Annotated in this window: 9 protein-coding genes; 6 read left to right on the top strand and 3 right to left on the bottom strand. The window is 60.3% G+C overall.

Going from position 1 to position 11,549, the window contains the following annotated elements; all coding sequences use genetic code 11:
* Positions 1-89 precede the first annotated feature (89 nt).
* Entirely contained in the window at positions 90-989 is a 900-nt protein-coding gene (locus AGR1_RS00835) for a LysR family transcriptional regulator (RefSeq protein WP_149145926.1), read from the top strand.
* A 9-nt stretch (positions 990-998) separates the two neighbouring features.
* On the opposite strand, the gene AGR1_RS00830 is transcribed toward AGR1_RS00835, so the two are convergent.
* A complete protein-coding gene (locus AGR1_RS00830; RefSeq protein WP_003522616.1) occupies positions 999-1,898 on the bottom strand; it encodes a LysR family transcriptional regulator in 900 nt (299 codons plus the stop codon).
* 134 nt (positions 1,899-2,032) lie between these two features.
* On the opposite strand from AGR1_RS00830, the gene AGR1_RS00825 reads away from it, so the two are divergent.
* From AGR1_RS00825 to AGR1_RS00810, 4 genes are all read left to right on the top strand, one after another.
* A complete protein-coding gene (locus tag AGR1_RS00825) occupies positions 2,033-2,842 on the top strand; it encodes an alpha/beta hydrolase (protein ID WP_080792677.1) in 810 nt (269 codons plus the stop codon).
* Positions 2,843-2,958: 116 nt separating this feature from the next.
* A complete protein-coding gene (locus AGR1_RS00820; protein WP_080789844.1) occupies positions 2,959-4,149 on the top strand; it encodes an efflux RND transporter periplasmic adaptor subunit in 1,191 nt (396 codons plus the stop codon).
* Positions 4,150-4,280: 131 nt separating this feature from the next.
* Positions 4,281-7,475: a multidrug efflux RND transporter permease subunit gene (locus AGR1_RS00815; RefSeq protein ID WP_149145925.1), complete on the top strand. Its 3,195-nt coding sequence runs from the start codon at positions 4,281-4,283 to the stop codon at positions 7,473-7,475.
* A 288-nt stretch (positions 7,476-7,763) separates the two neighbouring features.
* Positions 7,764-7,958, top strand: a complete 195-nt coding sequence (locus AGR1_RS00810) for a hypothetical protein (RefSeq protein ID WP_003522620.1) — start codon at positions 7,764-7,766, stop codon at positions 7,956-7,958.
* 57 nt (positions 7,959-8,015) lie between these two features.
* Here AGR1_RS00810 and AGR1_RS00805 read toward each other — a convergent pair whose 3' ends face one another.
* Together AGR1_RS00805 and AGR1_RS00800 are read right to left on the bottom strand one after the other, a co-directional pair.
* Positions 8,016-8,861 carry an endonuclease/exonuclease/phosphatase family protein gene (locus AGR1_RS00805; protein WP_149145924.1) on the bottom strand — a complete coding sequence of 282 codons (846 nt, stop codon included), beginning with the start codon at positions 8,859-8,861 and terminating at the stop codon, positions 8,016-8,018.
* A gap of 49 nt (positions 8,862-8,910) precedes the next feature.
* Positions 8,911-10,371 carry a phosphatidylserine/phosphatidylglycerophosphate/cardiolipin synthase family protein gene (locus AGR1_RS00800; protein WP_080789841.1) on the bottom strand — a complete coding sequence of 487 codons (1,461 nt, stop codon included), beginning with the start codon at positions 10,369-10,371 and terminating at the stop codon, positions 8,911-8,913.
* Between the two features lie 224 nt (positions 10,372-10,595).
* Between AGR1_RS00800 and pdxY the strand changes: the two genes are divergently transcribed.
* Positions 10,596-11,471, top strand: coding sequence for a pyridoxal kinase PdxY (pdxY, locus tag AGR1_RS00795; RefSeq protein WP_077981374.1), 876 nt, complete (start codon positions 10,596-10,598; stop codon positions 11,469-11,471).
* Positions 11,472-11,549 lie beyond the last annotated feature (78 nt).

Raw genomic sequence — 11,549 nt, 5'->3', positions numbered from 1 at the left:
TATGCACGCAATATGGGCGAAGGGGACTTGCATGATAATCGGCAAGATCGGATAAATACCTTTGAATTGATTTCACAGGTGATGCGGCGATGGACAACAGGGCCGGAGAAATGGAAGTCTTCATGGCGGCGGCGGAGCTCGGCAGCTTTTCCGCCGCCGGGCGCAGGCTGAAGCTTTCACCCTCGGCGGTGAGCAAGCTTGTCACACGTATCGAAGACCGCCTCGGCACCCGCCTTCTCGCCCGCTCCACCCGGCTTGTCACGCTCACACAGGAGGGCGAGGTCTATCTTGCGCGGGCAAGGCGGATTCTCGCCGACATAGCCGAGACCGAGCAGATCGTGGCGAGCGGCGGCAAGGTGGTGCCGCGTGGCCTTTTGCGCGTCAACGCCACTCTGGGCTTCGGCGAACGTTATCTCCTTCCGCTTGCGCCGGAATTTTTGTCGCTTTATCCGGAAATCGAGCTGGATATCTCGCTGACCGACGGCGTCATCAGGCTGATCGAGGAACGCACGGATATCGCCATCCGCTCGGGCGCCATGGGAGATTCATCGCTGAAGGCGCGAAAGCTGAAGGAAGTCCGTCGCGTCATCGTCGCCTCCCCCGCCTATATCGAACGACACGGCATGCCAGAAAAACCGCAGGATCTGGCGCGGCACAATTGCTTCAGCTTCAATTTCAGCCGCAGCCTCAACGAATGGCCGTTTCGCAACCCCGGCTCTGCGCAAGTCTACCGCCTGCCTGTCAAGGGCAACGTCTCGGTCAACAGCGGCATGGCCATGCGCAGACTCTGCCTGACGGGCCTGGGGCTGGGAAGGGTCGGCGAATTTCATATCGAGCCGGATATTGAGGCCGGCCTGCTCGTGCCGGTGCTGGAAGACTACAATGCCGAGGAGATGGAAGTGATCCACGCGGTTTATGCCGGTCATGAACACCTGGCCGCCCGCGTTCGCGCCTTCATCGATTTTGTCGCAGCAAGGGTCGGCCGGTGACTGGCGGCCTCACACCAGGCCGTGCACCAGCTTGGCCAGCCAGTCGACAAAAACGCGCACTTTGTTGGTTACATGCCGGGTCTGGGGATAGACCACATAGATCGGCATGGCCTCGCGCCGCCATTCGGAAAGCACCGGCACCAGTTCTCCCCGCGAAAGCGCATCCTTCACCATGAAGACGGGAAGCTGCACGATGCCCATGCCGGCCAGCGCGGCGTTGAGATAGGTGCGACTGTCATTGACCGAAACGACATAATTCGGGGTCAGTTCGACGCTGCGCACGCCGTTGTCGAAGGAGGCCGGCATGATCTGACCGGTGGTGGCATTGAGGTAGCCCACCGAATAATGCTCCTTCTCCAGATCCTCCGGCTCTTGCGGCATGCCGAAATTTTCGATGTAGGAAGGTGACGCGAATGTCTCGAACCGGAGTTCACCCACTTTACGGGCAATCAGCGACTGATCGCGCAGCACGCCGACGCGCAGCGCACAGTCGACATTCTCCGCGATATAATCGACCAGACGGTCACCGACACCGAGGTCGAGACGGATTTGCGGGTAACGCTGGTAAAATTCGCAAAGATGTGGGATAACCACCAGGTCCGCGAAGACACCGGCCATCTCCACGCGCAAACGCCCGGATGGCTGCACCTGCGCGCTGGACATGCTGCCGTCAAGTTCTTCGATTTCCGATAAAATCTGTGAGGCCCGCTCATAATAGAGAGCGCCGTCCGTTGTCAGCATCACCCGGCGCGTGGTGCGGTTGAGAAGTGTGGTGTGCAAATGCGCCTCGAGCGCCTGCACCATGTTGGTGACGGTGGTCTTCGGCATATTCAGCGCTGTGGCGGCGCGGCTGAAATTGCCGGTTTCCACGACCCGCGTAAAAACCCGCATGGCGGAGAGCTGATCCATGATGAGATTATCCGTCTTTATGGAATAGTGTTTTCATTTTAGAGTACTTGATCGTTTTTCTCCGAACAATAATATGAATTTCAGATTTTGCAAATATGGTGCACCGCCGAGCGTGGCGCACGGGACCGGATCAGATGAACGCGCACTGGGAAAACATCAAAAGCTGCGGGGGCCTCGCATCCCAGCTTTCCGTGCGCCGATATGAGGGTGCAAAGCTTTGCAGCCAGCCGCCCGTGGTGCTTTACCTGCGCGGCGGATCGTTTCTGCAACCCGGTCTTGAGCCGGGCGGCAATTGCCCCGAGCTTCCGGTGGCCCGCGCGCTTGCGGAAAGCGGCGCGGTGGTCGTGGAAGCCGATTACAGCCAGCCGTCCGGCAACGAGTTTCCGATGGTCATCGATTGTGCCTATGAAGCGCTCGATCATCTGAGCCGGGATCGCAAGCATTATGGCGGCGCGAAATCGCTGCTATTCGTGGCCGGCGAAGAGGCAGGCGGCAATGTGGCGGCGGGGCTTGCCTTGAAGGCCCGTGACCGCATGCCGGGCAAACTCGCAGGCCAGATTCTTCTGTCGCCCATGATCGACCCGATGATGACGACGGAATCCTTCCGCAACGCGGACAGGATCGGCATGCGCCAGCGCTGGGCCGATGGCTGGAGCCATTACCTTGCCAAGGCGTGCGGGTTTTTCCACCCCTATGCCGCGCCCTGCCAGTGCACGCGGCTGAACCGGGTGGCGCCGGCGCTGATCTTTACCGCCGAGGACGACCCTCTGCGCGACGAAACGGTCGGTTATGCCGACAGGCTCATCGCCTCCGGTGTCAGCGTCCGGAGCCATGTTTTCCCCGCCGGCATCGGCTGGACGGGGCTTTATCAAGGAGAGGGCGGCGGATGGGTCTCATCCGTCTGTTCGGAGTTCAAGACCTTCGTTGACCAGTTAAAACACTGAAAATTCGCATTTTGAGCATGTCCAGTAAAAGTGCGTAGCGGTTTTACGTCCGGATCATGCGACGAAGTAAAGATAGATGAACGACCTGCTCCCGATCGGGGGCCAAGGAGATACCCATGACGCTGAACACAAAGCGCCGGGCCCTGACGGGTGCCGGCATCGGGCTTGCCATGTCCGTTGCAGCCGCAGCACTGTTTTTCGACCTCCCCACCAGCCGTGACGCGACGGCCGCTTCCACGCCGGCTGAAACACCGGCAATCCCGGTCACCGTCGCCAAGGTGGAAAGCCGTGACGTGATGCGCTGGGAGGAATTTTCCGGCCGTCTCGAAGCCGTCGACCGGGTGCAGATCCGCTCCCGCGTCGCAGGCCAGATCAAGGCCGTGCATTTCCGCGAAGGTGCGCTGGTGAAGGAAGGCGACCCGCTCTTCACCATCGACCCCGCCCCCTATCAGGCCGCTGTTGCCGGTGCTGAAGGACAGGTCGCTTCCGCCGAAGCCAAGGTCAGCCTGGCAAAAACCGAACTCGAGCGTGGCCGCCGGCTTTCCGACAATCGCACCATCTCGCAGAGCGATCTCGACCAGCGGCAAAGCTCGTTTGCGGATGCCGAAGCCCAGCTTCGCGCCGCCCGCGCAGCGCTCACCACGGCGCAACTCGATCTCGGTTACACCGAAATCCGCGCTCCGGTTTCCGGCCGTGTCGGCAGGATCGAAATCACCGCCGGCAACCTCGTCGCCGCCGGCTCGACCTCGCCGGCGCTCACGACGCTGGTATCGGTCAACCCGATCTATGCCAGCTTCAACGCCAGCGAAGGCGTTGTAGCCAGGGCGCTTGCCGAACTGCCGAAAACCGATGACGCCCTGCCCGCTCTCGAACAGATCCCGGTGGAAATCGGCACGCTTTCGGATGAGGGTACGCCGATCAAGGGTACGCTGCACCTGATCGACAACCAGGTGGATTCGGCAAGCGGCACCATCGGTGTCCGCGCCGTCTTTGAAAATCCGGACGGCAGGCTGATCCCCGGCCAGTTCGTGCGGGTGCGCATGGGCGAACCGAAGCCGGAAAACCGCATCGTCATCAGCGACCGGGCCATCGGCACGGATCAGGACAAGCGCTTCGTCTTCGTGGTCGACGCCGAAAACAAGGTGAGCTATCGCCAGATCAAGCCGGGCGCACCGGCCGACGGTCAGCGTATCATCGAAAGCGGCCTTGCCGCCGGTGATACGATCGTCGTCAACGGCCTGCAGCGCATTCGCCCCGGCGCAACCATCGCACCGCAGACGGAAGACAAGGTTGCTGCTTCGCAGTAACCCGCCCCTTTGATCAGCAGGCGTCCCGCGCTGTCACGAGACGCCCCTTCAGACAGAACCGGCCTTCACCGGCGGCAGGATTGCCGCCGGAACGGCCTTCGCATTCCCAAAGACCCGGAGAGGGACTGGATATGAATATTTCCAGATTTTTTGTCGACCGGCCGGTATTCGCCGGCGTGTTGTCTATCCTGATTGTGGTGGCAGGCCTTCTTGGCATGCGCGCCCTGCCGATTTCGGAATATCCCGAAGTCGTTCCGCCATCCGTCGTCGTGCGCGCCACCTATCCCGGTGCGAACCCGACCGTTATTGCCGAAACCGTCGCGACACCGCTGGAAGAACAGATCAACGGCGTCGAGGACATGCTCTATATGGGCAGCCAGGCGACATCGGACGGCGTGCTGACGCTGACCGTGACCTTCAAGCTCGGCACCGACCCGGACAAGGCCCAACAGCTGGTGCAGAACCGCGTGTCGCAGGCCGAACCGCGCCTACCGGCGGAAGTGCGCGCACTCGGCATCACCACCGTCAAAAGTTCGCCAGACTTCATCATGGTCGTCAACCTCGTCTCGAAGACCGACGACTATGACATCACCTATCTGCGCAACTATGCGACGCTGAACGTCAAGGATCGCCTCGCCCGCATCGAAGGTGTCGGCCAGGTGCAGGTCTTCGGCGCAGGCGACTATTCCATGCGCGTCTGGCTCGACCCGCAGAAGGTTGCCGAGCATGATCTGGCCGCAAGCGATGTTTCCGACGCCATCCGCCAGCAGAACGTGCAGGCCGCAGCCGGCGTCATCGGCGCTTCGCCAAGCCCGAACGGCGTCGACTTGCAGCTCAACGTCAATGCCCAGGGCCGTCTGACGACGCCGGAAGAATTCGGCAATATCATCGTCAAGAGCGGCGCGAACGGCGAAATCACCCGTCTGCGCGATGTCGCCCGCATCGAGCTTGGCGCTGCCGATTACACGCTGCGTTCGCTGCTCGACGGCGAACCGGCAGTGGCTGTCGCTGTCCTTCAGGCCCCCGGCTCCAACGCCATCGAAATCGCCGATAATGTCCGCGCGACCATGGATAATCTGCAATTGGCAATGCCCGATGGCGTGAAATACGAGATCGTCTACGACACGACGAAATTCGTGCGCTCCTCCATCGAGAAGGTTGTCGATACACTCCTCGAGGCCGTTGGCCTCGTGGTGCTTGTGGTCATCCTCTTCCTCCAGACCTGGCGCGCCTCGATCATTCCGCTGATCGCCGTTCCGGTCTCGATCATCGGCACCTTCGCCGTGATGTATGCCTTCGGCTTCTCTATCAACGCCTTGACGCTGTTCGGCCTTGTGCTTGCCATCGGCATCGTGGTGGATGACGCCATCGTGGTCGTCGAAAACGTCGAACGAAACATCGAAAACGGGCTCTCACCGCGAGATGCCACCTATAAGGCGATGCGCGAAGTCTCCGGCCCGATCATCGCCATTGCACTGGTTCTGGTCGCCGTCTTCGTGCCGCTTGCCTTCATCTCCGGCCTGTCCGGCCAGTTCTACCGGCAGTTCGCACTGACCATCGCCATCTCCACCGTCATTTCGGCCATCAATTCGCTGACGCTGTCACCCGCTCTCGCAGCCCTGCTGTTAAAGGAACACGGTGCACCGAAAGACTGGCTCACCCGCTTCATGGACAAAATCTTCGGCTGGTTCTTCCGTGGCTTCAACCGTGCCTTCGGCGCGGCCTCGAACGGCTACGGCAAGACGGTTGGCGGGCTGGTGACACGCAAGAGCCTCGTGATGATCGTCTATATGGCATTGGTGGCTGCCACCTATGGCATGTTCACGACTGTCCCAAGCGGCTTCGTGCCAGCACAGGACAAGCAGTATCTGATCGGTTTTGCCCAGCTTCCTGATGGCGCAACGCTCGACCGTACCGAGAGCGTCATCAAGCGGATGAGCGCGATCGCCATGGAAACACCCGGTGTCAGCCACGCCATTGCCTTCCCCGGCCTGTCGATCAACGGCTTCACCATCGGCTCCAATTCCGGCATCGTCTTTGCGGTTCTTGACGACTTCGAAAAGCGCAAGACACCGGAACTCTCCGGCGGCGCCATCGCCATGCAGCTAAACCAGAAGTTCGCCGGCATTCAGGATGCCTTCATCGCCATGTTCCCGCCACCGCCGGTCAACGGTCTCGGCCAGACAGGCGGCTTCAAGCTGCAGATCGAAGACCGCGCCGGTTACGGCTACCAGACGCTGGACGAAGCCGCGAAGGCCGTGATCGCCAAGGCATATCAGACCCCGGAGCTGGCAGGCATCTTCTCCAGCTACCAGATCAACGTGCCGCAGCTCTTCGCCGATCTCGACCGCGCCAAGGCCGAACAGCTGGGCGTTTCGGTCAGCGACGTCTTCCAGACGCTGCAGATTTATCTGGGCTCGCTCTATGTTAACGACTTCAATGCTTTCGGTCGCACATACAGCGTGCGTGTACAGGCCGATGCGCAATTCCGCGCCCACGCCGAAGATATTGGCCGCCTGAAGGTTCGCTCCGCAACGGGTCAGATGATCCCGCTGTCGACGCTGCTCAAGGTGGATGCAACGACGGGACCGGAGCGCACCAACCGTTACAACGGCTTCCTCGCGGCCGATATCAACGGCGGCCCGGCGCCGGGCTTCTCCTCGGGACAGGCGCAAGCCGCGATCGAGAAGATCCTCGCCGAAACTCTGCCTGCGGGCGTCGATTACGAATGGACGGATCTGACCTACCAGCAGATTCTGGCCGGCAACTCCAGCATCGTGGTTTTCCCGCTGGCACTGCTGCTCGTCTATCTCGTGCTCGCCGCGCAATATGAAAGCCTCACCTTGCCGATCGCGATCATCCTGATCGTCCCGCTCGGTGTGCTTGCGGCCCTCACCGGCGTCTGGCTGACGGGAGGGGACAACAACATCTTTACGCAGATCGGCCTTGTCGTCCTTGTGGGTCTCTCGGCGAAGAACGCGATCCTGATCGTGGAATTCGCCCGGGAGCTGGAATTCGAGGGGCGAACGCCACTTCAGGCGGCCATCGAGGCAAGCCGGCTTCGTCTGCGCCCGATCCTGATGACCTCGCTCGCCTTCATCATGGGCGTGGTGCCGCTGGTCGTCTCGACAGGTGCCGGTGCGGAAATGCGCGCCGCCATGGGTGTCGCCGTCTTCTCCGGCATGATCGGCGTGACGTTCTTCGGCATCTTCATGACACCGGTTTTCTACGTGCTGGTGCGCAAGCTGTCGGGCAACCGCCCGCTCATCCAGCACAGCCGAGAAGAACCGGCCAATTCGGACTACAAGCTCGAAAAGGCCGGCTGAGACAGTACTCCCATCCACCGCCACCTTCGACGCAAGCCCGCCGCGCATCATCAGATGCGCGGCGTTTTTTATGGGTGGAAATGTTTATGCGATCCCGCTGAAATAGAATCAATTTCAAATACTTAAGCAAGAAATTTCCCGTATTCACCGAATTTAACCTGTCAAAAATCAATATATCCGCACCGAAATGACGGAGCAGCAAGAAACGATTCTATTTTATGCTTTGAATTTTGTGGTAAATTCTCAGGACAGGGTGATTCGGACTAAATGATTTAGTTCAGGGGCTGCATGATGGAGCAGGAATACGAAAACTGGGCAACGACCGTTGCCTATTCGATCGTGATGCATGAAGGTCTGGATCTGGCGCTTTCCGCGCAGAACCTGGACAGAAGCAAGACCAGAAACAACCGTGAGCGGCTGATGGAAGCCATTCGCACATCGCTGCTGGAAGCCCGTTCGCGCAGCCATCTGACGGCAGCGTAACGGTTTCCCACTTCTCAGGTCTGCCCTCATGCTTGCGGCGTATCATCCGCAGTGGAATCAGGCCGGAAGCAGGTCTGTCCGCACCGCCGCCTTCAACGGCAGATGGTCGGAGGCGATGCGCGCCAGCACGCTGTCATGCGCCTCCACCTGCTCGATCAATCCTTCACGATTGGCGATGATCCTGTCGAGCGCCAGCACCGGCAGGTTGGACGGAAAGCTCGGCACAGCCGGCGGCAGGGTTCCAAAAGCATCACGAAACGTATTGAGCGACGACCCATTGCCGAGACGCCATTCGTTCAGGTCTCCCATGAGGATGGTCGCGCATTCGTTGCGTGCTTCCAGAAGGCCGATCAGTGCTTTTGCCTGCTGGGCGCGGGAATGTCTGAGAAGCCCGAAATGGGCGGCGATGACCCTCAGCGTGCCGCCGCTTTTCAGATCCAGCTCCACGACGAGCGCACCGCGCGGCTCCAGCCCCGGCAATTTCAGCGTATGCACATCCCTCACCGCCCCCTCCTTGAACAGCACGACATTGCCGTGCCAGCCATGGGCCTTCACGCCGGCCTGAATAGGCACGGGAATGAGGCCGCTTTCCCGCTCCAGCCGGGCGAGATCGAGCAGGCCCGTGCGCTCGCCGAAACGGCTGTCCGCTTCCTGAAGGGCGATGATGTCAGCGCCGATTTCCTGAATGACGCGGCTGGTGCGGTCGGGATCGAACTTGCGGTCGCGGCCGACGCATTTATGCACATTGTAGGAGGCGATGACGGGGAAGGAATGATCTTTGGTCGCTGGCGCCGCATTCTGGCGCTGGCGGCGGTCACGCAGGGACTGCATGACGAAGGCGGACAGGCTGGTGTTTTTCGCCAAAGCCGCTTTTTCATCATCCAGCAAACCTTTCTTTTTCACGCGTTTATGCCTCCGGTCTCGCGCAGCGCCCTGCCGGACGCATCGCACACTAAAGATAAGGCGAAGCGAGCCACAGGACACGCTCCACAAAACGGACAACGAATGGCCGCGCATTCAGTTCGCTGAGCCGCACGGGCAAGGCGGTTGCCCGTGCATCCCGGATACGCTCGCCAATTGTCGCGGCGAATTCCTCATCCATAACTTCGAGATCGATCTCAAAGTTCAATCGCAACGAACGCGGATCGAGATTGGAAGAGCCAATGTAGCTCCAGCGCCCGTCAATCACCAGAAGCTTGGAGTGATTGAAAGTCCCCGTCGCCCGCCAGATGCGGCAATAGTTCCTCAGCATCTGGTCGAACTGCGCCGTCATCGCCCTGTCCACAAGCACCAGATTGTTGCTTTTCGGCACGATGATATCCACCACCACTCCCCGCCTTGCTGCGGTTATGAGCGCTGAAATAAGCTCCCTATCGGGGAGAAAATAGGGCGACATGATCAGAATGGAGGAACGGGCGACGGAAAACGCGCCCATCAGCATCTTGTGACTGGTCTCGATGCTTTTGTCCGGCCCCGAGGAGCAGACGCGGGCGACGATTTGCGACCCCGGCACGCCATCGGGAATGGCGATATCCCAGACCGGCGCATCCAGAAGCTCCCTTGTCGTGAACCGCCAGTCCTCCGCCGCGATGGAGAAAAAATCCGATACAACCGGCCCGGTGATCTTGAAATGCGTGTCGTGCGACCGGTTTTCACCGCCGAATTCCTCTGTGAAACCCTCGCGAATATTCATGCCGCCGCTGAATGCGATGCGCCCGTCCACCACGAGGATCTTGCGGTGGGTACGCAGATTGGCATAGGGCAGCCGCAGCCCCATGATGACGTTGCCGTTGAAGACATCGCAGACGATGTCCTTTTCCCTGAGCGTCGGCAGGATGCTCGGCACGGAATAACGCGCACCCACCGCATCCACCAGCACCCGCACCTCCACGCCGCGAAACTTCGCGCTTTCCAGTGCGGCGACAAAGCGGGCACCGATCCTGTCATTGTCGAAAATATATGTTTCGAGAATGATCGACCGCTTCGCCTCCCCGATCGCCTCCAGCATGGCGGCATAGGCGGCATCCCCCGTGACCAGCGGCTCGATGCCGTTACCGGTCGTCAGCGCATGGCGCGTCACCCGGTCACCCAGCGTCTTCATCGCCTCGAAACGGCGTCCGAAGCGCGCGGCTATCGTCTCGCCGTCGGCGTCCAGACGCGCCACGCGATCCATGATCTCGTCCTGCATGAAGGACCGCTGCTGCGTGATGTTGGACCGGCGAATGCGGTTGATGCCGGCAATGGCATAGATGACCGCGCCGACGATGGGCGACAGCACGATAACGCCGACCCAACCGAGCGCGGAGCGGACCTCCTCCTTCGTCATCGTGGCATGCACGGCCGCCACGGTTCCCATCAAAATCGAGAGAACGGCAAGGATATGCGGCCAATAGGCAATGACGAGATCGAGCATAGTACAACTATAGAGTACTTCGGCAATCTCGCAATGACAGCCAGGCGGCGCTGGCAGAGACAAGAACCCGACAGCGCCATGCTTTTGCGGGACAGACCCTTGCGGGAATAACGGTGGAAACCGGCCTTGCGATATGTCATGAGAGCGCATCTTGATCTTTGGGCAGTGGCAAGGCGGGGTGCACTTGCGGGCTTTCTGCCTCGTTTGAAAGCAAGAAGGCCGTGATGCAGGAAAATACACAAGGCGCCGTCATCGTCATTTCCAGCCATGTCATGCGTGGCTCCGTCGGCAATCGTGCCGCTGTCTTTGCGCTGGAGACACTCGGTTATCCGGTTTGGGCGGTGCCCACCATCGTCATGCCCTGGCATCCCGGCCACGGCCCTTCCACCCGCATGCGCTTTCAGGACGACGATTTCGACAAGGCGATGACCGACCTCGAAAACGCCAAATGGATCGGCGAGGTCAAGGCTGTCCTGACCGGTTATTTCGGCAGCGCGGCGCAGGTGCGCTCCGTCGCAAGGCTGATCCGCAATCTGAAGGAAAAGAACCCGTCGCTGATTTATGCCTGTGACCCGGTCATGGGCGATCTTGGCGGGCTTTACATTCCGCTTGAGACTGCCGAAGCCATCCGCGATCACCTCATCCCGCTTGCCACCGTCGCCACGCCAAACCGTTATGAACTGGCGTGGATGAGCGGCGCGGAACTTGAGACCAACAATGCCATCATGGATGCCGCGCTCGCACTCGGCCCCCCGAAAATGCTGGTCACCTCAGCCGTCCCGATGATGACGGGCGGCACCGGAAATCTTTATCTGAGCGGCCGCCACGCGCTGCTTGCCGAACATCGCGCCATCGAGAATGCGCCGAACGGCCTCGGCGACCTGATGTCGGCGCTATTCCTCGCCCGTCTGCTGGAAGGCGTGGATGACGAAAAGGCGCTGCAGCTCGCAACCGCCAGCGTCTTCGAAATTCTGGCCCGCACCAAAAAACGCGACATGAACGAACTGACGCTGGAAACGGATTCTTCAAGCCTCTCCACACCCATGGCCATGGTGCAGATGCGTCATCTCTTGCATCCTTCGCGCAGCAAGCGCAAATAGCGGCTAGAGCATTTCCCTGGTGGACCTCGGTTTTCCGTCAGGAAATGCGGCAAAAAAGGAGTTGGAGCAATATCGCGG

The sequence above is a fragment of the Agrobacterium sp. B1(2019) genome (genome assembly GCF_008274755.1).
Lineage (GTDB): Bacteria > Pseudomonadota > Alphaproteobacteria > Rhizobiales > Rhizobiaceae > Agrobacterium > Agrobacterium salinitolerans.
The sequence above is the reverse complement of the archived record's forward strand: the minus strand, read 5'-3'. Positions and strand labels throughout refer to the sequence as shown.

Coding starts and splice junctions, on each gene's coding strand:
- AGR1_RS00835 (WP_149145926.1), top strand. CDS start 90: ATGGACAACAGGGCCGGAGAAATGGAAGTCTTCATGGCGGCGGCGGAG.
- AGR1_RS00815 (WP_149145925.1), top strand. CDS start 4,281: ATGAATATTTCCAGATTTTTTGTCGACCGGCCGGTATTCGCCGGCGTG.
- pdxY (WP_077981374.1), top strand. CDS start 10,596: ATGCAGGAAAATACACAAGGCGCCGTCATCGTCATTTCCAGCCATGTC.
- AGR1_RS00820 (WP_080789844.1), top strand. CDS start 2,959: ATGACGCTGAACACAAAGCGCCGGGCCCTGACGGGTGCCGGCATCGGG.
- AGR1_RS00830 (WP_003522616.1), bottom strand. CDS start 1,898: ATGGATCAGCTCTCCGCCATGCGGGTTTTTACGCGGGTCGTGGAAACC.
- AGR1_RS00810 (WP_003522620.1), top strand. CDS start 7,764: ATGATGGAGCAGGAATACGAAAACTGGGCAACGACCGTTGCCTATTCG.
- AGR1_RS00825 (WP_080792677.1), top strand. CDS start 2,033: ATGAACGCGCACTGGGAAAACATCAAAAGCTGCGGGGGCCTCGCATCC.
- AGR1_RS00800 (WP_080789841.1), bottom strand. CDS start 10,371: ATGCTCGATCTCGTCATTGCCTATTGGCCGCATATCCTTGCCGTTCTC.